Annotated in this window: 25 protein-coding genes; 8 read left to right on the forward strand and 17 right to left on the reverse strand. The window is 68.2% G+C overall.

Annotation, left to right across the window (positions count from 1 at the left end; translation table 11 throughout):
* Window positions 1-140: 140 nt before the first annotated feature.
* From lptF to ABIC65_RS17815, 3 genes are read left to right on the forward strand one after another with little or no spacing between them, the layout of a single operon-like run.
* Window positions 141-1,352: an LPS export ABC transporter permease LptF gene (gene lptF, locus ABIC65_RS17805; protein WP_354310482.1), complete on the forward strand. Its 1,212-nt coding sequence runs from the start codon at window positions 141-143 to the stop codon at window positions 1,350-1,352.
* Complete coding sequence (gene lptG, locus ABIC65_RS17810; RefSeq protein ID WP_354310484.1) at window positions 1,349-2,446, forward strand: LPS export ABC transporter permease LptG; 1,098 nt, start codon at window positions 1,349-1,351, stop codon at window positions 2,444-2,446. Before lptF ends, lptG begins: the two co-directional genes overlap by 4 nt.
* Before the next feature lie 38 nt (window positions 2,447-2,484).
* Window positions 2,485-3,573 carry a hypothetical protein gene (locus ABIC65_RS17815; RefSeq protein WP_354310485.1) on the forward strand — a complete coding sequence of 363 codons (1,089 nt, stop codon included), beginning with the start codon at window positions 2,485-2,487 and terminating at the stop codon, window positions 3,571-3,573.
* 6 nt (window positions 3,574-3,579) lie between these two features.
* Here the strand turns inward: ABIC65_RS17815 and ABIC65_RS17820 are convergent, their stop codons facing one another.
* Together ABIC65_RS17820 and ABIC65_RS17825 are read right to left on the reverse strand one after the other, a co-directional pair.
* Entirely contained in the window at window positions 3,580-4,365 is a 786-nt protein-coding gene (locus ABIC65_RS17820) for a polysaccharide deacetylase family protein (protein WP_354310486.1), read from the reverse strand.
* A 124-nt stretch (window positions 4,366-4,489) separates the two neighbouring features.
* Window positions 4,490-5,596 carry a fatty acid desaturase family protein gene (locus ABIC65_RS17825; protein WP_354310487.1) on the reverse strand — a complete coding sequence of 369 codons (1,107 nt, stop codon included), beginning with the start codon at window positions 5,594-5,596 and terminating at the stop codon, window positions 4,490-4,492.
* Window positions 5,597-5,747: 151 nt separating this feature from the next.
* Between ABIC65_RS17825 and ABIC65_RS17830 the strand changes: the two genes are divergently transcribed.
* Window positions 5,748-6,905 (forward strand): N-acetyltransferase, encoded by a 1,158-nt coding sequence (locus tag ABIC65_RS17830; protein WP_354310489.1) that lies wholly within the window; start codon window positions 5,748-5,750, stop codon window positions 6,903-6,905.
* A 49-nt stretch (window positions 6,906-6,954) separates the two neighbouring features.
* On the opposite strand, the gene ABIC65_RS17835 is transcribed toward ABIC65_RS17830, so the two are convergent.
* The 8 genes from ABIC65_RS17835 to ABIC65_RS17870 form a co-directional block, all read right to left on the reverse strand.
* A complete protein-coding gene (locus ABIC65_RS17835; RefSeq protein WP_354310491.1) occupies window positions 6,955-7,218 on the reverse strand; it encodes a hypothetical protein in 264 nt (87 codons plus the stop codon).
* A 95-nt stretch (window positions 7,219-7,313) separates the two neighbouring features.
* The gene (locus ABIC65_RS17840) at window positions 7,314-7,592 is read right to left on the reverse strand and encodes a hypothetical protein (RefSeq protein WP_354310493.1); all 279 of its coding nucleotides are present in this window, start codon (window positions 7,590-7,592) and stop codon (window positions 7,314-7,316) included.
* Window positions 7,593-7,814: 222 nt separating this feature from the next.
* On the reverse strand, window positions 7,815-8,585 hold the full coding sequence (gene xth / locus ABIC65_RS17845) for an exodeoxyribonuclease III (protein WP_354310494.1): 771 nt from the start codon (window positions 8,583-8,585) through the stop codon (window positions 7,815-7,817).
* Between the two features lie 10 nt (window positions 8,586-8,595).
* A complete protein-coding gene (gene erpA, locus ABIC65_RS17850; protein WP_354310495.1) occupies window positions 8,596-8,940 on the reverse strand; it encodes an iron-sulfur cluster insertion protein ErpA in 345 nt (114 codons plus the stop codon).
* 40 nt (window positions 8,941-8,980) lie between these two features.
* On the reverse strand, window positions 8,981-10,156 hold the full coding sequence (locus ABIC65_RS17855; RefSeq protein WP_354310497.1) for a M23 family metallopeptidase: 1,176 nt from the start codon (window positions 10,154-10,156) through the stop codon (window positions 8,981-8,983).
* 123 nt (window positions 10,157-10,279) lie between these two features.
* A complete protein-coding gene (locus ABIC65_RS17860) occupies window positions 10,280-11,083 on the reverse strand; it encodes a ferritin-like domain-containing protein (protein WP_354310499.1) in 804 nt (267 codons plus the stop codon).
* Window positions 11,080-11,553 (reverse strand): peroxiredoxin, encoded by a 474-nt coding sequence (locus tag ABIC65_RS17865; protein WP_354310500.1) that lies wholly within the window; start codon window positions 11,551-11,553, stop codon window positions 11,080-11,082. Before ABIC65_RS17865 ends, ABIC65_RS17860 begins: the two co-directional genes overlap by 4 nt.
* A 10-nt stretch (window positions 11,554-11,563) precedes the next feature.
* A complete protein-coding gene (locus ABIC65_RS17870; RefSeq protein WP_354310502.1) occupies window positions 11,564-14,239 on the reverse strand; it encodes a bifunctional [glutamine synthetase] adenylyltransferase/[glutamine synthetase]-adenylyl-L-tyrosine phosphorylase in 2,676 nt (891 codons plus the stop codon).
* Between the two features lie 88 nt (window positions 14,240-14,327).
* Here ABIC65_RS17870 and ABIC65_RS17875 point away from each other — a divergent pair, with 88 nt between their 5' ends.
* Window positions 14,328-14,519 (forward strand): hypothetical protein, encoded by a 192-nt coding sequence (locus ABIC65_RS17875; protein ID WP_354310504.1) that lies wholly within the window; start codon window positions 14,328-14,330, stop codon window positions 14,517-14,519.
* 3 nt (window positions 14,520-14,522) lie between these two features.
* Here the strand turns inward: ABIC65_RS17875 and ABIC65_RS17880 are convergent, their stop codons facing one another.
* Genes ABIC65_RS17880 through ABIC65_RS17890 form a run of 3 tightly spaced genes read right to left on the reverse strand, consistent with a single transcriptional unit; the run spans window position 14,523 to window position 17,133 of the window.
* A complete protein-coding gene (locus ABIC65_RS17880) occupies window positions 14,523-14,855 on the reverse strand; it encodes a 2Fe-2S iron-sulfur cluster-binding protein (RefSeq protein WP_354310506.1) in 333 nt (110 codons plus the stop codon).
* Window positions 14,852-16,060: a cysteine desulfurase family protein gene (locus ABIC65_RS17885; RefSeq protein WP_354310507.1), complete on the reverse strand. Its 1,209-nt coding sequence runs from the start codon at window positions 16,058-16,060 to the stop codon at window positions 14,852-14,854. The genes ABIC65_RS17880 and ABIC65_RS17885 overlap by 4 nt, the downstream gene beginning before the upstream one ends.
* The gene (locus tag ABIC65_RS17890; protein ID WP_354310509.1) at window positions 16,057-17,133 is read right to left on the reverse strand and encodes a cysteine desulfurase family protein; all 1,077 of its coding nucleotides are present in this window, start codon (window positions 17,131-17,133) and stop codon (window positions 16,057-16,059) included. The genes ABIC65_RS17885 and ABIC65_RS17890 overlap by 4 nt, the downstream gene beginning before the upstream one ends.
* A 92-nt stretch (window positions 17,134-17,225) precedes the next feature.
* Between ABIC65_RS17890 and ABIC65_RS17895 the strand changes: the two genes are divergently transcribed.
* Window positions 17,226-17,882: an alpha/beta hydrolase gene (locus tag ABIC65_RS17895; RefSeq protein ID WP_264609245.1), complete on the forward strand. Its 657-nt coding sequence runs from the start codon at window positions 17,226-17,228 to the stop codon at window positions 17,880-17,882.
* Window positions 17,883-17,895: 13 nt separating this feature from the next.
* Here the strand turns inward: ABIC65_RS17895 and ABIC65_RS17900 are convergent, their stop codons facing one another.
* The 4 genes from ABIC65_RS17900 to ABIC65_RS17915 form a co-directional block, all read right to left on the reverse strand.
* On the reverse strand, window positions 17,896-18,783 hold the full coding sequence (locus tag ABIC65_RS17900) for an alpha/beta hydrolase (RefSeq protein ID WP_354310511.1): 888 nt from the start codon (window positions 18,781-18,783) through the stop codon (window positions 17,896-17,898).
* A 234-nt stretch (window positions 18,784-19,017) separates the two neighbouring features.
* Window positions 19,018-19,206 (reverse strand): hypothetical protein, encoded by a 189-nt coding sequence (locus ABIC65_RS17905; protein ID WP_354310513.1) that lies wholly within the window; start codon window positions 19,204-19,206, stop codon window positions 19,018-19,020.
* Window positions 19,188-19,400: a hypothetical protein gene (locus tag ABIC65_RS17910; protein ID WP_354310515.1), complete on the reverse strand. Its 213-nt coding sequence runs from the start codon at window positions 19,398-19,400 to the stop codon at window positions 19,188-19,190. The genes ABIC65_RS17905 and ABIC65_RS17910 overlap by 19 nt, the downstream gene beginning before the upstream one ends.
* Window positions 19,372-20,340: a threonine ammonia-lyase gene (locus ABIC65_RS17915; RefSeq protein ID WP_354310517.1), complete on the reverse strand. Its 969-nt coding sequence runs from the start codon at window positions 20,338-20,340 to the stop codon at window positions 19,372-19,374. The genes ABIC65_RS17910 and ABIC65_RS17915 overlap by 29 nt, the downstream gene beginning before the upstream one ends.
* Window positions 20,341-20,494: 154 nt before the next feature.
* Here ABIC65_RS17915 and ABIC65_RS17920 point away from each other — a divergent pair, with 154 nt between their 5' ends.
* Window positions 20,495-21,724, forward strand: a complete 1,230-nt coding sequence (locus ABIC65_RS17920) for a type III PLP-dependent enzyme (RefSeq protein ID WP_354310518.1) — start codon at window positions 20,495-20,497, stop codon at window positions 21,722-21,724.
* Between the two features lie 186 nt (window positions 21,725-21,910).
* Window positions 21,911-22,990 (forward strand): 1,9-bis(guanidino)-5-aza-nonane synthase, encoded by a 1,080-nt coding sequence (locus ABIC65_RS17925; RefSeq protein WP_354310520.1) that lies wholly within the window; start codon window positions 21,911-21,913, stop codon window positions 22,988-22,990.
* Window positions 22,991-23,005 lie beyond the last annotated feature (15 nt).

Below are 23,005 nucleotides of genomic sequence, written 5' to 3' on the forward strand. Positions count from 1 at the left end.
GCCGGCAATGTGGCGAACGACATGACACTTTCCGGGTGGCATCGGCGTTCAGCACGGCTATACGCGACCGGATCGTTTCCGCCCGTTTTCCGTTACAGGGGCGCAAGGATCCAAGCTCTGAAGGACGTTCAGCGAACAGCATGAAATCGATCGATCGCTATATGGCGCGGCTGATCGCGGTGCCGCTGATCTCCACCCTGATCATCTCCGCGATGCTGCTCGTGCTCGATCGCATGCTGCGGCTGTTCGAGTTCGTCGCGACCGAGGGCGGTCCGGTGAGCGTGGTGTGGCGCATGCTCGCCAACCTGCTGCCGGAATATCTCGGACTCGGCATCCCGATCGGCCTGATGCTCGGCGTGCTGCTCGCCTTCCGCCGGCTCGCCACCTCGTCCGAGCTCGACGTGCTGCGCGCGGTGGGCGTCAGCTACACCCGCCTGCTGCGCGTGCCCTATATGTATGCGATCGTGCTGGCGGCGGCAAACTTCGCGATCGTCGGCTTCATCCAGCCGACCTCGCGCTACAATTACGAGCAGCTCCGCTTCGAGCTGCGCTCGGGCGCGCTGGGCGCCTCGATCAAGGTCGGCGAATTCACCAGCTTCGGCTCGAAGATGACGCTGCGGATCGAGTCGAGCCAGGATGAGGGCCGCGACCTGCGCGGCATCTTCGTGGAGATGACCAACAAGGACGGCACGCCGCTGGCGGTGACCGCGCAGAAGGGCCAGTTCCTCCGCTCGGACGATCCCGACACGATCATCTTCCGGCTGACCAACGGCACGCTCGTCCATTACGACAAGAGCTCGCCGGTGCCGCGGGTGCTGACCTTCACCACCCATAACCTGCCGATCCCGCTTCCCAAGTACGAGCAGTTCCGCAAGCGCGGCGACAGCAATATCGAGCGCACATTGCCCGAGCTGGCAGTGATCGGTCGCAATCGCTCGGCGAACGAGATCGATCGCGAGACCAGCCGTTCGGCCTTCCACTACCGCATGGCGGAAGTGACGACGATGTTCCTGCTGCCGATGCTGGCGGTGGCGCTGGCGATCCCGCCCAAGCGCTCCACCTCGATGCTCGGCGTGTTCCTGTCGATCCTGATGATCGTCACCTATCACAAGGTGAACGAATATGCGCAGGGCGTTGGCAGCCTGGGGCTGATCGATCCGATCATCGCGCTATGGGTGCCGTTCTCGATCTTCGCAGGGCTGACCTTCTGGATGTACTATACCGTCGCCTATGTGCCCGGCGGACAGCCGATCGGCGCGCTGGAACGCGTCTTCGCCAAGACCGCCAAGCTGATCGGCCGGCTGCTGCCCGGCGCCAAGCGACGGCGCCGCAAGGCGGAGGCGGCGCGATGAGCCTGCGCGGCCTGTTCCCCTCGCCCACCGTGTCGCTGTACATGGCGCGGCTGTTCGTGTTCCGCACCTTTGCGCTGCTCGGCGCGCTGGTGCTGGTGCTGACCTCTCTCGACCTGCTGACCGAGAGCGCGAACATCCTCGCCCATCCCGGCAACGGCAATGCAGAGATCCTGCGCTATGTGACGCTGCGCGTGCCGCAGATCATCTCGACCTTCCTGCCCTATTCGGTGCTCGGCGGCGCGATCTTCACGCTCGCCCAGCTCAACCAGAACAGCGAGATCATCGCGCTCAAGTCGGGCGGGCTCTCGGCCCACCAGGTGCTGGCGCCGCTGATGCTGTCGGGCCTTGTGGTCGCCGGCCTGTCCTTCGTGTTCAATGACCGCATCGTCAGCCGCGCCACCTCGACGCTCGAGCAGTGGAAAAAGGTGGAATATGCGCCGCTCCCGATCGATCGCGGCGACCGCGCCAATGTGTGGGTGCAGGCGAGCGGCAATCTGATCAACGTCCAGCAGATCAAGGGCAAGGGCGAGGCCGCGCAGCTGTACGACATCACCGTCTACCAGCGCGACAAGGGCTCGCTCGCCTCGATCCTCACCGCCAAGCACGGCGTGCGCGCGGGCGACGGCTGGCGCGTCGATGGGGTCAAGCGTTTCGACGTGGCAAGCGCTACGCTGACCCCGGTCGGTGACACGATCATCGGCCAGGGCGTGCGACCGGACCAGTTCACCCTCGCCCATGTCGATCCCAACTCGAGCTCGTTTGGCGAACTCAGCGTCGCGATCGGCGAACTGAAGGCCGCCGGCCGCCCGACCAAGGCGCTGGAAGGCTCGCTGTGGCACAAGCTCTCCGGCCCGCTCTCGGCCTTCCTGATGCCGCTCCTCGGTGGCGTCTCCGCGTTCGGCCTGGCGCGTTCGGGCAAGCTGTTCGTCCGCGTGGTGATCGGCATGGCGCTGGGCTTCCTCTATTTCGTCGCCGACAATTTCGCGCTGGCGATGGGCAATCTGGGCGCCTACCCGCCCTTCCTCGCCGCCTGGGCGCCGTTCCTGCTGTTCCTGATGATCGGCGAAGCGGTACTGCTGCGGACCGAGGAATAGGCTATCCACACGGCGACACCCGCCTGAGGCCTTTCGCGATGGTCCTACGCACCGCCTTCTTCCTCGCCGCCACCATGCTGGCCCCCACCGTCGCCCGGGCTGCGCCGGAGCAGCTCTACCAGGGCACCGTGGGCGCGGCGCGCGTGGTGATGACGCTGAGCGAGGACAAGGCCGAGGTGTTCGGCCAGTATTTCTATCTCAGCGCGCGGCTCGACATCGATCTGTCGGGCAGCGTCCGCGGCCAGACGTTCGACCTCGAATCGCGGGTGACCGGCGACAAGCTGCACCTCACCCGCAGCGGCGCCACGCTCGGCGGCACGCTAACCACCGCCAAGGCGAAGCGCCTGCCGGTCAGCCTCCGCCCGGCGGGCGCGCCGGAGAACCTGCCCGCCGACCTCCCGCCCAAGCTGAGCGCCTATGAGCGCTGGCACCTCACCGGCCTCAAGCTCACCGCGCAGGAGGCGGAGACGATCGGCGGCAAGACGATCCGCTGGTATCGCGAGCCGCTGTCCGGCATCCGCCTGTTTCGCATCGAGAGCGGCTATGCCGCGCCGGCGCTGGCGGCGGTCAACCACGCGCTCGCCCGCAACCAGTGGCAGGACGTCTCCGCCTGGTTCGCCTGCACCGGCTATGAGGGCGGCCCCGGCACCGATGTCTCGGAGGCGCAGAAGCCCTGGCTGGGCGCGAACCACATGAGCTACATCTGGAATGCCAGCTGGAGCTGCGCCGGCACCGCGCATCCGGACTTCGCCACCGCCGGCCACAGTTTCGACATGCGCACGGGCCGCGAACTCCAGCTCGACGCTTTGCTCCACTTTGGACAGACACCGGTTCCCGCGGAAGAGAGCGACGCCTGGTACGCCTATCGCAGCAAGCGCTTCGCGCCCGGCGTGGTGACGCTGCTCAAGCGCTACCATCCCGAGGAAATGGCCAAGCCGTCCGAGGGCGACGAGGACGGCTGCGACTACTCGGATCCGGAGGTGTGGGACTTCCCCGGCTGGGCGCTCTCCGAAAAGGGCCTGTGGCTCGGCGCCTATTTCGCCCGGGTGCAGCGCGCCTGCGATGCGCCGGACTGGGCGGTCCTGCCCTGGTCCGCGCTGGGGCTGAAGCCGGGCGAGCGACCCTAGCGCTGCTCAGCGGTGCGTCTTCGCCCAATCGAGCGCGCCCTGCAGCGTCGTCACCCAGACCTCGCTGCGATGCTGTGCCAGCCAGGCGAGGAAGGCGCGGTGCTCGGCGTCGGGCACGGCCTGATAGTCCCCACCGACGCCGTGGAACAGGAACACCGCCCAGCCGCCGCCCTGCTCGGCCTCGCGGGCATAGGCGATCATCTTCGCCGCCGTCGCGCCCTCGCCGAAGCCCCGCGCGGGCACATGCATCGGATCCGCCCTGGCGACATGGGCGCGGGCGTCCGCCGGCGTGTCGACCACGCCGCGGACATAGGTGACGATGCCGGCCTTGCGCAGGCCCTCCAGATAGTCCGTGCCGCCCGCCAGGCTCTGCCCGCACGGCGTCGCGAAGCCGTGGCGGTCCTTGCCGTCGAGCGCGCGGAGCAGCACGTTCTGCTGGGCGATCTCGCGGAGCATGCTGGCAACAGTGTACGCCTCGCTCACATAGCGCGGATCGGCGGGATAGACGTCGTGCGTGCAGGGGTGGAAGACGGTGTGGTTGGCGAGCTCGTGCCCGCCTTTCGCCGCCGCGCGCCAGCGATCGACATCGGCCTCTTTCACATTGGCGAGGAAGAAGCTGCCCTTCAGCCCGGCGGCGTCGAGCGCGGGGATGGCGTGATCGAGCTGCGAGTCGAGCGCGTCGTCATAGGTCAGCACCACTGCGGCCTTGGCGCCGTTCGGCCATCGCGTCTGCGCTGCCGCCGGCAGTACCACCCATGCGCACAGCGCCACCGCTGCGAAAAGCTGTCGCATCACCCTCTCCTCCGGTCCTGCCACCAGCCTAGCCGGGGCCCACACTCACGCAAGGGACAATGCCTGAAAAGAAAAGGGCCGGCGCACCGCCCGGTGCCCGGCCCTCGTTCGTCGCCCGCGCCGATCAGCGCTGGCGCATCGTGCCCTGTGCCAGCTTCACCACCAACCCCGAGAGCGTCGGGTAATTGGCCTTGTGATAGACCGAGTCGGTGGAAAGTGCCGCGACGAGCCGGCGATGCGCCGTGCCGAGCGAATGATACGGCACCGCCGGCAGCAGATGGTGCAGCGCGTGGTAGCGCAGGCCCACCGGCGCCCAGAGATACGGCAGCAAGCCCGGCTCCGGCACGTTGACGCTGTCGAGATACTGGGCGGTGACGGTCAGCGGCTCGCCTTCGTTCTCCCAGAGGTGCGCGACCAGCGTGCGGACCTGGTTGATCACCGCCGAGCAGGCGACGATCGCGATGTAGGCGAGGAAGGCGCGCAGCGGCAGGATGCCCGCGACGGTGATGCCGATCAGCGTGATCGCGAACAGGCTGGCGCCCAGCTCCTGCCAGAACCACTGGCGGCGGAACTCACCCTCGGGCGCGCGACGCTCGAACTTCGGGTTGATCTGCAGCCCCGAATAGCGCGCCACGACGAGGCGGCGCAGCTTCTGCGAAAAGAGCGACAGCGGCGACAGCACCGCGAAGCGGAGCAGCAGCCCGATCGGCATCAGCACCGAGACGAGCAGGAACAGCGGCAGCGTCCACGGCTTCATCAGCGCGAGCGGAAGATATTCCGGATCCTGGTCCGTGCCATAGCGGGTACGGGCGTGGTGGATCGTGTGGATACCCTCGTACATGAACGAGGGCAGCAGCAGCGGCACGCCGACGAACGCGTTCCACGCGGTGCGGAAGCCCGGCAGCAGCGAATGCTTGAGATGGGTGATCTCGTGGATGAACAGCTCGGCGCGGTACAGCGCCAGCACCGCGACGATGCCGCCGATCACCGCCACCCAGGGCGAGGCCGCGAACATCGCGGTGGCCATGCCGGCATAGCCGATCGCTGCGGACAGGAAGCAGTCGGTCCAGTACATCGCCTTGTTGGGCGTGTGGAGATCGCGGGTCAGCTCCGCGGCGGCGCGCAGCATCGCGCGGTCATCGGGTACGCCCGAGAGCCGGATGCGCGCGATCGTCGCCGAGATTTCGGCGTCCGGGGCGTCCGGATGATCGAAGGCTAGCGATTGGGTCATGGGTACTGCCATTGGCCTTAGATAGTGGCTACAAGGTGGCATTACAGGGCCCGTAAAGGGCAAGGCGCTGCACTGCCGCGTATAGCTTGACAGGCGCCTCCCGACGCAAGACTGCATTGCGCCACATCAAGTTTTTCTGGGGATACTCCACGTGGCAAGCGCCGATCTCACGGTCCGGCCCGTTTCGGGCAAGGCGGATACCAAGGCTTTCATCGAACTCGCCTACCGCCTGAACGGCGACGATCCCAATTGGGTCGCCCCGCTCCGCGACGAAGTGGCGGGCACGATCGATCCGAAGAAGAACGGCTGGTTCAGCCATGCCGAAGGCCAGCTGTTCCTCGCCGAGCGCCGCGGCAAGGTGGTCGGCCGCATCTCCGCGCATATCGATACGCTGGCGCTGCAGATGCCGCCCGAGCAGGGCTTCGGCCCCGGCACCGGCTTCTGGGGCCTGTTCGAGGCGGAGGACCAGGAGGTCGCCGCCGCGGTGATCGCCCAGGCCGAGGACTGGCTGCGCGCCAAGGGCATGAGCAAGGCGCTGGGCCCGGTGAGCCTGTCGATCTGGGAAGAGCCCGGCCTGCTGGTGAAGGGCCATGACCATTCGCCGACGGTGCTGATGGGCCACCATCCGGCGCGCTACCAGGGCTGGATCGAAGCGCAGGGCTACGGCCCGGCCAAGAAGATCGTCACCTATGAGCTGGACATCAGCAAGGAATTCCCGCCGATCGTGCAGCGCATCGTCGCCGCCGGCGAGAAGAATGCCCGCATCCGCATCCGCGAGGTCAACAAGGCCAAGTTCGCCGAGGAAGCGGCGATCATTCTCGCCATCCTCAACGATGCCTGGGGGGACAATTGGGGCTTCGTGCCGCTCACCCAGCCCGAGGTGGACGATGTCGGCAAGAAGCTGAAGCCGCTGGTGTTCAACGATCTGATCCGCATTGCCGAATATGACGGCGAGCCGGTCGCCTTCATGGTCACCCTGCCCGACCTCAACGAACCGCTGAAGCCGCTCAAGGGATCGCTGCTGCCCTTCGGCTGGGCCAAGCTGCTGCTGTGGCTGCGCAAGCCCAAGGCGCGGACGATGCGCGTGCCGCTGATGGGGGTGGTGAAGCGGCTGCAGAGCTCGCGCATGGCGAGCCAGCTGGCCTTCATGATGATCGAATATATCCGCCGCGCGTCGGTCGCCAATTACGGCGCGAGCCGGGGCGAGATCGGCTGGATCCTCGACGACAATCAGGGGATGATCGCCATCGCCGATGCGATCGAAAGCAAGATCAACCGCGAATATCTGATCTACCAGAAGGCGTTGTAATCACGACGGCGGCAGCGGGCGGTCCTCCCGCCCGCTGCCGGCCGACGGCTCAGCGGGTCGCCAGCGGGTCGATGCCGGTGTCCTTGATCCACTGATCACGCGTCTTGCACTGGCGCTTGGGTGCGATGCGGGTGCCGGTCGGCGCCTCGGACTGTACGCACACCCGGACCGACCCGGCTTCCGTCTTCGCCGCGCTTTCGACGCGCTTTTCCTTGTCCGATGCGGCGTTGGCCGGAACGGCGGCGACCGCGACCAGGGCGCAAGCGCCGAACAGGGTGGCGCCGATGCGAGCGGTACGAGCGAAGTTGGTCATGTCTCTTCTCCTGAAAAAGGCGTGCGGGATCGTTCCGCCGCACGCGATGCGGGGGTTGGTACGCGTCTTGAAATGTCAGAGGTGGTTGCGGGCGATCAGTATTCGCGGAAGGGATCGTTGCCTTCGCGGATCCAGGCCTCGCGGGTCTTGCATTGCTTGATCTTCTTGTCCGAGCCGTCGGCCGCCTTGCGCTCGACGCACCAGACGAGACGTCGGGCGATCGGGTCCAGCGAGCGAAGGTCCTTCTTCGCGGCCGCCTTGGTCTGCTCGGGCTCCGAGGCAGCCTGGGCCGATGCAGCCGCGGTCAGGGTGGTGGCGAGCAGCACGGCGGCCGGTATCAGGCCTAGGATTTTGGGTGTGCGAATTGCGCTCATGTCAGGTTCCTGTCTGCTTTAAGGGCCGACGCTCCTTCGCTTTCGCCGGTACCTCGAAGTATTGCAGGACCCGTGCCAGTTTTCATCGACACTTGTTTTCAATGACTTAGCATAATTCACCGAAGTGTCATGGTGCCATAATACGGCGCAACCAACCAAGGGTTGGCGCGAGATGCCAACACCGTCGCCACTTCAGAAAAAAGAAAGCCGAACGCGCCGGGCCTAGCGCAGCGTCACCCAGGTCGGCGCATGATCGCTGGCCTTTTCGCGGCCGCGATGGTCCTTGTCGACGCCCGCGCCGGTGAAGCGATCCGCCGCTTGCGGGCTGAGCAGCAGATGATCGATGCGGAAGCCCGCGTCGCGCTGCCAGGCGCCCGCCTGATAGTCCCAGAAGGTCCACACACCGCCCTTGGGGAAGCGGGTGCGCAGCGCATCGGTCCACCCCTGCGCGAGCAGCATGCGGTAGCGCTCGCGCGATTCCGGCTGCATCAGCGCGTCCTCGGCCATGGCGCGCACCGAGAAGGTGTCGTCGTCATTGGGGATGACGTTGAAGTCGCCCGCCAGGATCGCCGGCCGCTCCTCCGCGAGCAGCTGCGCCGCGCGGTCGTAGAGCCGGTCCATCCAGCGCAGCTTGTAGTCGAACTTCGGCCCGGGCTGCGGATTGCCGTTGGGCAGGTAGAGCCCGCCGACGATCAGGTCGCCGACCTCGGCCTCGATATAGCGGCTGTGCGCATCCTCGGGATCGCCCGCGAGGCCGCGCTGGCGCTCGATCGGCTGCTGGCCCTTGGCGAGGATGGCCACGCCGTTGAAGCCCTTCTGGCCGTGCCATACCGCGCCGTAGCCCGCCGCCTCGATCGCCGCGACCGGCAGCGTGTCGTCGGAGCTCTTCAGCTCCTGGAGGCAGACGATGTCCGGCTGCTGCTCGGTGAGATACTCGACCAGGCGATCGATCCGCGCCTTGATGCCGTTGACGTTGTAGCTGACGATTTTCAAAGGCTTGCGCTCAGATCGAGAAGCTGGTGCCGCAACCGCAACCGGATGCCGCATTGGGGTTGGTCACCGCGAAATGCGCGCCGCCGAGATTGTCGATGAAGTCCACCTGTGCGCCGCGGACCAGATCGAGGCTGACCGAGTCGACCACCAGCTTCACGCCATCCACCTCGGCGATGCTGTCATCAGATTCCACCCCCTCGGCGAGACCGAAACGGTATTGGAAGCCCGAACAGCCGCCGCCTTCCACCGAAAGCCGCAGAATGGCGGGCTTGGCCTGCTTGGCGGCGATCGCGGCGACGCGCGCCGCAGCGGCGGGCGTCAGCGCGATGGTGGGCTGGTCGATAGTCGTCGTCATGGGCGTCAGATAATGCGCCCATGCCCGTCCGGCAATGCGCTCAGCGCTGGCCGCGCGGACCGCCGACGCCGCCGGCAACCGGTGCCTGCGCGATATACTCGCCCGACTGGATGAACGGGATCGGATTGATCGCACGGCCGTCGAGACGGACCTCGTAATGGAGGTGAGTGCCGGTCGAACGGCCGGTCGAGCCCATCAGGCCGATGATCTGGCCGCGGCGGACGCGGGTGTTGTCCGCGACCAGAATCTTCGAGAGGTGGCCGTAGCGCGTTTCCATGCCATGGCCGTGGTTGATCTCGACCAGATTGCCATAGCCGCCTTGGCGACCGGCGTGCGAGACGATGCCGTCCGCGGTCGCGTAGATCGGGGTACCCATCTGGCCGGGGATGTCGACACCGGCATGCATCGCCGCAGTGCCGCGGAACGGATCCGAGCGGACGCCATAGTGCGAGGTGAAGCTGACATGCTGCACCGGCTGCATCGACGGGATCGAGATCGTGCTCGATTCGATCGAGTCGAGCTTCTTCCAGGTCTCGAACAGCGAGCGGAACTGCGCATCGGCATCGGCGGTGGTGGCTGCCGCAGCATCCTCGTCGCTCACCGGCTCGTACGGGCCGCCCATCGCGACGTTCACCTTGACGAAGCGGTTGGGCGCAAGGCCGAGATGCTGGATGCGCGCGGCGGCCTGGCGCACGCGCGCCTCGCCGACCTTCTGCGCCTGCGCGGCCAGCGCGACCTGACGCGCCTCGACCTTGCGCAGCGGGGCGACGATCTCGTCGGTCAGCGCGCTGGTCTGCTTCGGCGCCGCGGCGAGATCGGCCTCGAGCACCGAACGATCGGCCTTGCCCGATACGACCGCGTTCAGCACCGCCTGACGCTGCTCGATCTTGGCGGCCTGCAGCTTGGCGGCTTCCTTGGCGGCGGCGACTTCGGCGCGCATGCGGGAAACCTCGGCGCGCATCGCGGCGACCTGCGCCTCGGGCGAACCCGCAACCGGCGCGGTATAGGCGATCGCGCCGGCCATCGCCTGCGACATGCCATAGCCGGAGAAGAGCACGGTCAGCGTCGCGGCGCTGGCGAACAGCGCCTGCGAGCGGCCGCCGACACTGAAGCGGCGCAGCTTGCCGCCTTCGTGGAGAATCACATCGCGGGTGGTGAAGAAGTCCCGGAACTTGCGTGCGAAATCGTCGTTCTTGCGTTCAGACGGTACAGCCATGAGTCCCCGGCGCATTCATGGAAGCGAAGCCGGTGCGACCCGACATTCTACTTCAGGATGATGCGGACGGATTGGGCAGCCCCTGACCTCGCCGTCCCGCTTGGGGACTCTTTTGGAGGATAATCAGCCAGCGGCAAGCGCTTGGTAGTAATCCCGCGTCAAACCGGCTGCTTCGCGCGCCGAGTCGTTGAACGGCGGCTTAACGGCCCCCCGAAAGTGCGTGCGAACCAATGCGCGCCAGGTCGTTTCGGGTGTGCAATCGTCGGCCTTGCAGGCCGACTCAAACCACTCCGTACCAGCCCTTACGTGACGTACCTCATCGGTGACGATGCGCGTCAGAATCTTCGACGTGACGGCGTCGCCGACAGCGTCGAACCGTTCGATCGTGGCCGGCGTGACATCCAGTCCGCGGGCCTCCAGCACCATCGGCACCACGGCCAGACGCGCCTTGACATCGTGCGCCGTTTCGGTTGCCGCGTCCCACAGCCCGTCATGCGCGGGCAGCGCGCCATAGTGGCTGCCGAGGCTGCGCAGCCGCCGGTCGAGCAGCGCGAAATGCATCGCCTCGTCGGCGCCGACGCGCATCCAGTCGTCGGTGAAGCCGGTCGGGAATTGCGCGCCGAACCGGCCGATCAGGTCGAAGGCCAGGTCGATCGCGACGAATTCGATATGGGCAAGCGCATGGATCAGCGCGATCCGTCCGCGCTCGGAGCCGCCCTTGCCGCGCTTGGGCATGCGGTTGGGCGGCAGCAGCTCGGGCGCATCCGGCCGCGCGGGGCGATCGGGCATGGCGACGTCGAAGCGGAAGTCGAGCCGACCCAGCCGCCAGTCGCGCGCGGCGGCACGGGCCTTCATCACCTTGTCGGTCGGGTCGGCGGCGTCGAGCACCGCCCGCACCGCCGCCGCCACGCTTTGCCTGTCGCTCACCCGAGCGCCTTTGCCGCGTCGAGCACCTCGACGGCATGGCCGGGCACCTTCACCTTGCGCCACGCGCGGACCAGCTTGCCGCCTGCGTCGAACAGGAAGGTCGAGCGCTCGATGCCCATATATTTCTTGCCGTACATCGACTTCTCGACCCAGACGCCCAGCGCTTCCATTAGCGCGCCGTCTTCGTCGGTGGCGAGCGGCACGGTGAGGTCGTACTTGGCGGTGAACTTCTGGTGCTTGGCGGGCGGATCCTTGGAGATGCCGAGGATCTTCACGCCCAGCGCGATGAATTCCGGCATCAGCGCGGTGAAGTCCTGCGCCTCGCGGGTGCAGCCCGAGGTATCGTCCTTGGGGTAGAAATAGAGGATGAAGGGCGCGCCTGCGCCCCATGCCGGAAGCGCGAGTGCGCTGCCGTCCGCCGCCACCAGCGCGCTGTTGGGGAGCGCGTCGCCCTGCTCGATGCTCATCATCTGGTCTCCGTCAGTTGCCGGCCTGGATTGCGGCCCAGCAGTCGCGCACCTCCTGCCGCGTTGCATCCAGCGTCGCAACCACCGCTTCCCAATCGGGCAGGCCGAGCGCGCGGGCGATCAGCGCGCGGGTGCGCTCGCCCGGCGGCTGCGCATCGGGGGCGACCAGCCGCAGCGTCACCAGCAGCCGGGTGAGAAAGTCGTGCGCCGGGCGCAGCGCCGCGGGCATGGTCCCCTGCCCCACCAGTGCATCGATCGCCTTGCCGAGCTGCGGATCGAAGCCGGTGCGATGGCAGAGCTGCTGGACGTGCACCGCGAACTCCAGATCGACCAGCCCGCCGTCGAGCAGCTTGGCGTCGAGCGGGCCCGCCGGCGGCTTGTGCGCGGCCATGTCGGCGCGCATCTTGGCGGCATCGGCGAGGATGTCGCGTTCGGGCCGGGCGCCGTGGAGCACGCGGGTAATGATCGCCTGCACCTGCGCACGCGCCTCCGCCGAGCCGAACACCGGCCGCGCCCGGGTGAGCGCCATATGCTCCCACGTCCAGGCGTCCTTTTCCTGATAGTTCGCAAAGCCTTCGAGCGAGACCGACAGCGGCCCCTGCGTTCCGGAGGGCCGCAGTCGGGTGTCGACTTCGTAGAGCGGCCCGGCGGCGGTGGGCACCGACAGCGCCGCGGTCACCCGCTGGGCCAGCCGGTTATAATAGGTCACCGCGCCGAGCGGCCGCCGCCCGTCCGATTCCGCGGCATAGTCGCCGGTGAACAGGTAGATCAGGTCGAGGTCCGAGGCGTGGGTGAGCGCCCCGCCGCCCATCCGGCCGAGCGCCAGGATCACCAGCTCGCTGCCGGGCACATGGCCGTGCTGGCCGGCGAACTCCTCCACCGTCGCCGCCGCCAGCACCTCGATCGCGGCCTCGGCAACCCGCGCATAGCCGGCCGAGACATCGAGCGGATCGCTCGCCCCCGCGACGATCTGCGCGCCGAGGGCAAAGCGCTTCTCGTTGACGATGCGGCGGACATGTTCGAGCCGCCACTGATAGTCCGCGCCGCGCTCCTCGGCGGCCATCGCCGCCATCAGCTCGGGCACGTCACCGACTGGTGCCAGCGCGCTGGCGTCGATCAACCCGTCGAGCAGCTCCGCCCGGCGTCCGAGCTGCTCGGCGAGCGTCGGCGCATGGCTGAGGATCGCGCTCAGCAGCCGGGTGAGCGCCGGTTGCGCCTCGAGCAGGCGGAAGATGTTGACCGCGCTCGGCAGCCGCTTGAGCATCGCGTCGAAGCGGGTGATCGCATGCTGCGGATCGGGCGCGCCGCCGAAGCCGCTCATCAAGGTCGGCAGCACCGCTTCCAGCGCGCTTTGCGCCGCCGGGCTGCGCAGTGCCGGATAGGTCGCGCTACGCCAGCCCTCCACCACGCGGCGGGCGATCTCGGGATCGGGGAAGCCGGCCTGGGCCAGCCGCTCGCCCAGCGTGTCGGGGTCGCTCGGAAGGCCGCTGCCGCCCGCCTCGGCCAGCGCGTCGTAGATGCGGCCGACCCGCTCGACATGCGGCTGGAGCAGCGCGACCAGCGCCGCGCCGTCGTCCAGCCCGTGCAGCCGCGCGACATGATCGAGCGCGACCGGGTCGCTGGGCAGCGTGTGGGTCTGGCGGTCGTCGATCATCTGCAGGCGATGCTCGATCGTGCGGAGCAGCACATAAGCCTCGTCGAGCGCCGCCGCCTCACCCGCATCGATCCGCCCCGCCGCAGCCAGCGCGGCGAGCGCATCGCGGGTGGCGGGCACGCGCAGCGCCGGGTCGCGGCCGCCATGGATCAGCTGGTGGATCTGCGCGAAGAACTCGACCTCGCGGATCCCGCCCCGGCCGCGCTTGAGATCGTAGCCGGGGCCGAAGCGCTGGCCCTGCTGATAATGGTCGCGGATGCGGCGCGAAATCTCCTGGATCTCGCGGATCGTGCCATAGTCGAGCGCGCGCCGCCACACGAAGGGGCGGATCGCATCGAGGAAGCTTTCCCCCAGCGCGCGATCGCCACCGGCAACGCGGGCGCGGATGAAGGCGGCGCGCTCCCAGGGCAGCGCCTGGCTTTCATAATAGCTGATCGCCGCCTCCACCGGCAGCGCGATCGGCGTCACCTCGGGCGAGGGGCGCAGCCGCAGGTCGACGCGCAGCACATAGCCGTCGCCGTCGCGCTGCTGGAGGATCTCCAGCACCCGCCGCGCGATCCGCACCGCCGCTTCCTCGGGCACCTCGCGCGGGCGGCACGGCAGCGTCGCGGGGTCGAAGATCAGGATCGGGTCGATGTCCGACGAATAGTTGAGCTCGCGGCTGCCCTGCTTGCCGAGCGCGATCGCGGCGAAGCCCCGCGGCACCGCATCGGGCGTGCGCTCGCGGATCGCGGCGCGGATAGCGCGGTCGAGCGCGTCGTCGGCGAAGTCGCTGAGCAGCCGCGTGGTGCGGCCGAAATCATAGGCGCCGGACAGGTCTCCGATCGCCGCGATCAGCGCGAGCCGCCGCCGCTGGATGCGCAGCGCCTGCGGCTCGGCCATGTCCCGGGTCGGGGCAGCCGAGACAGCGATCGGATCGGCAATGGCCGCGGCGGGATCGGCCGCGATGTCCCCCTCGCGCCCCAAGACGAGGCCAAGAAACGGGGAATGCTCGGCAATACGCGACAGCGCGGCGGAGAAGTCGGGATGAGTCACGGGGCAGCCTATCGTTCAAAAACCATATAACTGCGATGAACTGCAACTATCGCAGGCAACGAAACCGACCCATGGCCGTTGGGGGAGCGTGGTTCAGACGACTCCCTCCAAGGCCCAGGCGGCAGACACGGCGACTCCCTGTCGCATCGAGCCGCCGCGTGCGTGCGACGGGATCGGTCGGGCGATCGCCAACGCCTATGCGCGCGACCTCGGCTTGCCGCAGGATATGGCGGTGCTGCTCGCCAAGCTGAACGACCGCGATCCCCGCTGCCACTGGTAGGCGTCACCGCCCCCGCATGTCCCGGTGGGCGCTCGGCATGCGCACGGTCAGGCCATCCAGCGCGTCGGTAAGCAGGATCTGACAGGCGAGCCGGCTTGTCCGCACCGCGCCCATGGCCAGGTCGAGCATGTCCTCTTCCGCCTCGCTCGCAGGGGGCAAGCGATCGAAATCGGCAGGCGCGACGATCACATGGCAGGTCGAGCACGCCATCTGGCCCTCGCACGTCCCCTCCAGTGGCTGACCGGCATTCTGCGCCACTTCGAGCAGCCGCGCGCCGGGCGGCGCCTCCACTTCCTGCACTGCACCGCCCGTGGCCTCGAACCGCACCCGGATCATGCGGCCACCCGCTGGGCGTCGGCGGCGGCGCAGAGTCGGTCGAGTGCGGTCATCAATTCCTCCTCGGTGGTCATCCGGCCGAAGCCGATACGAATGCTGGAACGCGCCTGCGCGTCCGAAAGCCCCAGCGCGCGGAGCACATGGCTCGGCCGACCCGAGCCGCTGGCACAGGCTGAGCCGGCGGAAAAGGCGATGTCGCGCAGGTCGGACATCAGCCGGGCGACGTCGAGCCCGTCGCGGCGCAGGTTGAGGTTGCCGTGGTAGCGGTGGGTGGCGGAGCCGTTGAGGGTCCAGCCTGCAGTCCCCCTCCCGCCTGCGGGAGGGGCTAGGGGAGGGTGAGAGAGGGTCGCAGGCTGTGGCGTGGAAGAAAGAACCGCCACGTCGCACCCTCCCCCATCCCCTCCCGCAGGCGGAAGGGGGGGTAGTTGGAGGCGCTCCGCGGCTATCGCGGACAATCGCGCCACATGCGCTGCGTCCGCGTCGGCTCGGGCAGCCGCCACCTTCGCCGCAGCCCCGAACCCCGCACACAGCGCTGGCGACAGCGTCCCCGATCGCCCGAGCGTCTCCTGCCCGCCGCCATGGAGCAGCGGCGCGAGCGTCAGCCCATCGCGCACCCACAGCGCGCCGATGCCTTTCGGCCCGTGGATCTTGTGCGCGGAGATCGCCACCAGGTCGCACTTACGCGGGATCGGCACCCGGCCATAGCCCTGCACCGCGTCGCACAGGAACAGTGCGCCCGCTTCGTGGGCGATCTCGGCCAGCGCGGCGATCGGCTGGACCACGCCGATCTCGTTGTTGACCAACATCGCCGCGACCAGCCCCGTGCCCGTCAGGATCGCCGCCCGGGCGGCGTCCAGATCCACCAGACCGTCAGGACCAACCGGCAGCACCGTCGCCGGCCGCCCGGTCGCCGCCACGGTGTCCAGCACCGCCGCATGCTCGGTAGCGAGGGTGACGATCGGCCCGCTGGTGCCCTTGATCGCCCAGTTGAGCGCCTCGGTCGCGCCGCTGGTGAAGGCGAGGCTGCCGCCCGCCGGCAGCAGCGCCGCCACCTGCGCCCGCGCGACCTCCACCGCCGCCCGCGCCGCTCGGCCCGGCGCGTGGGGGGAATGCGGGTTGGCATGCTGGGATTCCAGCCAGGGCAGCATCGCGGCCAGTGCTTGCGGATCGAGCGGCGTGGTCGCCTGATAGTCGAGATAGATCATGCCGCCCGCGCCCGAGCGTCCTCGAAGGTGGCGCGCCAGAGGTCGGCGAAGCGATCGACATCGGCGTCGGTGGTGCTCCGCCCGAAGCTGACCCGCACCACTTCACGCAAGGCCGGTTCGGTCCAGCCCATCGCGGTCAGCACATGGCTGGGCCGCATGCTGCCCGAGGAGCAGGCGCTGCCCGCCGACACCGCGACACCGGCCAGATCGAAGCGGATCAGCTGCGCCGCCGAGGACACGCCCGGCATCCGATAGGCGCCGATCAGCGGACTGCGCGGGCTCTCCGCCCCGACGACTTCGCCGCCAGCCCCGAGGATCGCAGCCTCGAGCCTTGCGCGCAGCCGGGATATTTCCGCGAGATCTTCGGGCACTTCCACGGCGGCCGCATAGCCGAGCGCGCCCGGCAGGTTCTCGGTCCCGGCGCGATAACCCTTTTCCTGCCCGCCGGTCGGCAGCAGCACGCCCAGATCGCGCACCAGCAACGCGCCGATCCCCGGCGGCCCGCCGCGCTTGTGGGCGGAGACGGCGACCAGATCGGCATGGCGCAGCACCTCGGCATCGGCATGCGCCGGCATTTGCGCGGCGTCGACCAGCAGCAGGCCGCCCGCGCCGTGGACAATCTCCGAAATCGCTGCGATCGGCTGGCGCACCCCGGTCTCGCTGTTCGCCCATTGCACGCAGACCAGCGTCCGGCCCTCGCCCTGCAGCGCGGCGGCCAGGGCATCCAGGTTCAACAGGCCGCCTGCCGTCACCGGCAGCACGGCCACCCCCTCGCCCAGCCGCAGCACCGCGTCATGCTCCACCGCAGTGATCACCCGCCGCGCGGCGACGCTCCGCGCCATCGCAATGGCCAGCGATTCGCTCGCCCCGCTGGTCAGCAGCAGCTCGTGCGCCCAGCCATAGGCCGCGGCGATCCGCCGCCGCGCGTCCTCCAGCGCCGCCCGCGCCGCGCGCCCGTCGCCATGCGGCGAGGACGGGTTCGCCCAGCGCGTCATGCCCTCCATCACCGCCGCCACCGCTTCCGGCAGCATCGGGGTCGTCGCGGCGTGATCCAGATAGAGTCGAGCGGCCAATGGCGTTCCAATTGCGTGAAGGGACCCGCTGCCTATATAGCGACCATGTTCCTGCGCTCCACCGCGCATCTCCCTATTGAACAGGATCCGCCTTGCCCGAAGTCATTTTCCCCGGACCCGAAGGCCGCCTTGAGGGCCGCTTCGCTCCCGCCCCGCGCCCGCGCGCACCGGTTGCGATGATCCTCCACCCGCATCCCAATGCGGGCGGCACGATGAACAACCGCATCGTCCAGGATCTCTACAAGACCTTCCAGCGCCGGGGCTTCGCCACGCTGCGCTTCAATTTCCGCGGCGTCGGCAAGAGCCAGGGTACCTTCGACAACGGCATCGGCGAGCTGTCGGACGCCGCCAGCGCGCTCGACTGGGTGCAGAGCTTCCATCCCGAGGCCTCGTCCACCTGGGTCGCCGGCTTCGGCTTCGGCGCCTGGATCGGCATGCAGCTGCTGATGCGCCGTCCGGAAATCCGCGGCTTCATCTCGGTCGCGCCGCCGGCGAACATGTTCGACTTCACCTTCCTCGCGCCCTGCCCCAGCTCGGGCATCATCATCCAGGGCGAGCAGGACGAGGTGGTCACGCCGGGCGCGGTGCAGAAGCTGGTCGACAAGCTGCGCACCCAGAAGCACATCACCATCCACCACGACACCATCCCGGGCGCGAACCATTTCTTCGAGCACGAGATGGAGCAGCTGATGGGCTCGGTCGACCGCTATCTCGACATGCGGCTCGACCCCAACTGCCCGATCCGCTGAGGATCCTTGCGGCTCAGCGCGGCGCGAACGTCGCGCTGAGCCAGCGATCGACGACGGCGGTGGCGGGATAGTCCGCCTCGCCCAGTTGCCGGTTCATCGCGACATGGCCGCGCAGGCCCCGGCCCTCGAAGCCCTGCACCGCCACCTCCGATCCCTCCACGCGCAACGCCTTGGCCAGCGCTTCGGACTGGCGCGTGCCGTCCTCGCGCTGGACGTGCAGGATCAGGAACGACAGCACGTTCGGCCCCTTGGTGTGCGCGATCGGCGACAATGCGCGCTGCCGCGCGGGATCGGTGCCGAACGCCTCGGTATAGATCGGCCGCATGAACCGCCCGGCCTCGGCCATCTGCGCGGGCACGTCATAGGCCGCGCCGTCGAGCAGCACCACGCCGCGCAGCTGGTCGAGCATCAGGTCCTGCGCATGCATGTAGCGCGGATCGGTGGCGACCAGCGCGGCGAGATGCGCACCGGCGCTGTGCCCCATCAGCACCATGCGGCCCGGATCAAAGTGCAGGTCGCGCGCATGCGCCACCAGCCAGGCGAGCGCGGATGCCACGTCTTGCGCCTGCTGCTCCACCGTGGCGCCGGGCACCAGCCGATAGTCGATCGTGGCGAAGGCATAGCCCTTGCCGGTGAAATGCCGGATCTTGGCGTCTCCGGTCGCATTGTCCTTGGAGCCATGCTCCCAGCCGCCGCCATGGACGAAGACGATCAGCGGCGGCGCGCTGCGGGTGAGGACGGTCGGCGGGTAGTAGTCGAGCTTCTGCTCGGGCGCGGTGCCATAGGCGAGGTTGCGCTTCGGCGCGACGGCAGCGGGTGCCGCCGGCTCGACCTGCTGCCGGGCGAGCACGGGCGGGCCCGCGAGGAACAGTCCGGCTACCACCCACCCGATCGCGCGCATCCTGGCTCTCCTGCTGCGGGCGGCAGGATATCGCAGACGGCCAAGCGGGGGCGACTCGAAATAGGTCGCAAGTTGTAACGGGCGTCAGATCCTCCCCTGCAAGGGGAGGGGGACCGCGCCGAAGGCGTGGTGGAGGGGTGTCCCGGCGCAAGGCCTGGACGCCGCTACCAGCGTGGACACCCCTCCGTCATGCCTTCGGCATGCCACCTCCCCTTCCAGGGGAGGATCGAAACGTCACACCGTCCAGATCAGCACATTGGCCAGGATCACCAGCGCGCAGACCAGCATCAGCACGCCGCGTTGCCGGTCGCCGCGGCGGAGCACCGTCACCCCGCCCCAGGCGAGCGCCAGCACCGCCAGCATGGCGATGCCCATGGTCAGCGGATAGAGGCCGGACAGCCCGCTCAGGTCACCACCGCCCATACGGTCACGCCGGTGACGACGCAGACGCAGCAGCAGGCCGCGGCAGCCGCCAGCTTGGGATCGCTGCGATAGGCGATCCGCAGCGCGAACCAGAGGAAATGGCCGAGCGCGAGCGTGCCGATGCTGGCGACCTGGGCAATCGCCCCGCCGACCGGATTTCCGCGATCATTCCGTGCCCCCGAGCGTCCGCGCATAGTCCTCCTGGTCGACGTTGCCGCCCGAAACGATCACCAGCGTCCCGGGTTCCGCCGGAATCTTGCCGGCGAGCAGCGCGGCGATTCCCGCCGCCCCACCCGGCTCCACCACCAGGCGCAGCTTTGCCGCTGCCCAGCGCTGCGCCGTTCTGATCTCCCGCTCGCTCACCGCAATGCCGGTTGCACCACGCCGCGCAAGCACCTCGAAAGTAAGGGAAGAAACCCGCTGCGTCTGTAGCGAATCGCACGCCGTCGGCGGCGGATTGTCCCCGACCGGTTCGATCCAACCCGCTTCGAGACTCCGGCGCATGTCGTCCCAGCCCTCGGGCTCGACGGGGAAGATCTCCGCCTCGGGCAGCGCCAGCGCGATCCCGGCGGAGAGCCCGCCCCCGCCGCAGGGCACCAGCACCCGCGCCGGGGCTTCCAGCCCCGCCTCGGCCATCTGCCTGGCTGCCTCGATCCCGGCACTCCCCTGCCCCTCGATGATCCAGGTGTCGTCGAAGCTCGGCACCAGCGCCGCGCCGCGGGCATGGGCGAGCTGCTCGGCGATCTTCTCGCGGCTTTCGGTACGGCGATCATAGCGGACCACCTCCGCCCCCAGCGCCAGCGTCGCCTCCAGCTTCACCCTGGGCGCGTCCGCCGGCATGACGATCACCGCGGGAATCCCCAGCCGCTTCGCCGCCCAGGCGACGCCCTGCGCATGGTTGCCCGAGGAGAAGGCGACCACGCCCTTGTCGCGCACCCGTTCGTCCAGCGCGGTCAGCCGGTGCCACGCGCCGCGGATCTTGAACGCGCCGATCGGCTGCAGGCTTTCGGCCTTGAACGCGACGGGCACGCCGCGCACGTCCTGCACCAATAAAGGCGTCGGCGGGAGGATCGCCGCCACCTTCGCCGCGGCGTCACGTACCCCTGCGCGGGTAGGCTGTCGCAAAATCGTCACAGAGCATCCCTCGCCGTAGAAAAACGGACCCCAGAATCACTTTACATGGGGGACCGACGCGCATATGTGCGCTCCTCCGCTGCCCCATGGGACTTCCAACCGCAAGGCAGCTTTTCGTCAATGTTTGCCTCACGGCATTTGGAGGTCCCTTGAGTTGCACAAGCATCATCGCGCGCTGGGGTTAGCGACCACCCATCTCGGCACCACCCGTGTTGCCGAAATCGCTAAGCTTCGTCCGGTCCAGCCGGTAACGCTCGTCCGCCCGCACGCTGCATCGCGTGCCGCCCGCTTCTTCGCTGAGAAGTTTCCGGGCCGCTCGATGTATGCCGTGAAGGCCAACCCCTCGCCGGATCTGATCAAGATCCTGTGGGAGAGCGGAATCACGCATTTCGACGTCGCATCGATCGCCGAGGTTCGCCTCGTCGCCGGTGTCGCGCCGGAAGCAACCCTGTGCTTCATGCACCCGGTAAAGGCTGAGGAAGCCATCGCCGAGGCGTATTTCGAGTACGGCGTTCGCGTATTCAGCCTGGACAGCATGGAAGAGCTGGACAAGATCGTGCGTGCCACCAAGGGCGCCACCGATCTCACGCTGTGCGTACGCCTCCGCGTTTCGTCGGATCACTCGAAGCTCAGCCTTGCGTCGAAATTCGGCGTCGGCCCGGGCGAGAGCAAGGACCTGCTGATCGCGGTTCGCCAGGTCGCCGATGCCCTTGGCATCTGCTTCCATGTCGGCAGCCAGGCGATGTCGCCGGAAGCCTATGCCAATGCGATGGAGCGCGCCCGCGCCGCCATCGTCGAGGCGGGCGTCACCGTCGATGTCGTCGATGTCGGTGGCGGATTCCCGTCCAGCTATCCCGGCATGGAGCCGCCGCCGCTCGAGCGCTATTTCGCGACGATCCACCGCGCCTTCGAAAGCCTGCCGATTTCCTATTCGGCAGAATTGTGGGCCGAGCCGGGCCGTGCGCTGTGCGCCGAATACAGCTCGCTGGTCGTGCGCGTCGAGCGTCGTCGCGGCGACGAGCTGTACATCAACGACGGCGCGTACGGCGCGCTGTTCGATGCGGCGCATCTCGGCTGGCGCTTCCCGGTCCGCCTGCTGCGCGAGCCGGATTCGAACGCCAAGGACATGGGCTTCAGCTTCTATGGCCCCACCTGCGACGACATGGATCGCATGGCGGGACCGTTCGAGCTGCCGGCCGACATCCAGGCGGGCGACTATATCGAGATCGGCATGCTCGGCGCGTACGGCGCGGCGATGCGTACCGGCTTCAACGGCTTCACGGCCGGCGACACGGTGATCGTCGACGACGAGCCGATGGTCTCGCTCTACACCGGCGAAGACGAGGCGGCTGCCGCCGCGCCGTCGAACGTCGTCAAGCTGTAATCAGCACGTCTTATCCGACCTCGTCCCCCTCCCGCTTGCGGGAGGGGTCGGGGAAGGGCATGGCGTGTTCCTGCATTTGGAGCAGCCTCAAGGCTCTCCACTGACCCCTCCGTTTCGGCGAAGGGAGCTTTATGGGTTTCCGCGTCCCCTTTGAATGACGGCGGCCATGTGAAAATGGGAGTTCCCATGACCGACAGCCTCACCAAGACCGCGGCGGCCAACGCCCCGATCAACGACAACCGCAAGGCCGAGCTGCTTTCGAAGCAGGTCAAGCACATCGACATCAAGAGCTTCGACGCACGCCCGATCGTCGATGCGATGGCCGATATGAGCTTCACCAGCCGCGACCTCGGCCGCGCCACCAAGATCTACAACGACATGCTGGCCGACAAGGACTGCACGGTCTGCCTCGTGATCGCGGGCTCGACCTCGGCCGGCGGCTGCATGGACCTCTATGCGGACCTGGTGCGCAACAACATGGTCGACGTGATCGTCGCCACCGGCGCCACCATCGTCGACATGGATTTCTTCGAGGGCCTCGGCCACAAGCACTATCAGGCGCTCGAGATCCCCGACGACGACACGCTGCGCTCGCTCTACATCGACCGCATCTACGACACGTACATCGACGAGGAGCAGCTCCAGGACTGCGACTTCACGATCAACAAGATCGCGAACGAGCTGGAGCCGCGCGCCTATTCGAGCCGCGCCTTCATCCGCGAGATGGGCAAGTATCTGTCCGAGCACGGCAAAAAGGAAAACAGCCTGGTCAAGCTCGCCTATGAGCATGACGTGCCGATCTTCTGCCCGGCGTTCGTCGACAGCTCGGCCGGCTTCGGCCTCGTCAAGCACCAGGTCGACCAGATGAAGGCCGGCAAGCCGTACCTGATGATCGACGCGGTCGCGGACTTCCGCGAGCTGACCGAGATCAAGATCCAGGCGGGCACCACCGGCCTGCTGATGATCGGCGGCGGCGTGCCGAAGAACTTCATCCAGGACACCGTCGTCTGCGCCGAAATCCTCGGCCATGAGGACGTGGAAGTGCACAAGTATGCGGTGCAGATCACCGTCGCCGACGTGCGCGACGGCGCCTGCTCGTCCTCGACGCTGCAGGAAGCCGCCAGCTGGGGCAAGGTGAACACCGGCATCGAGCAGATGGTGTTCGCGGAAGCCGGTTCGGTGATGCCGCTGCTGGCCAGCGACGCCTACCACCGCGGCTACTGGAAGGACCGCGCCAAGCGCGGCTGGGCGAAGCTGTTCGCCTGAGCCTGAGCCGCACGG

The organism is Sphingomonas trueperi, assembly GCF_040545665.1.
Taxonomy (GTDB): domain Bacteria; phylum Pseudomonadota; class Alphaproteobacteria; order Sphingomonadales; family Sphingomonadaceae; genus Sphingomonas; species Sphingomonas trueperi_B.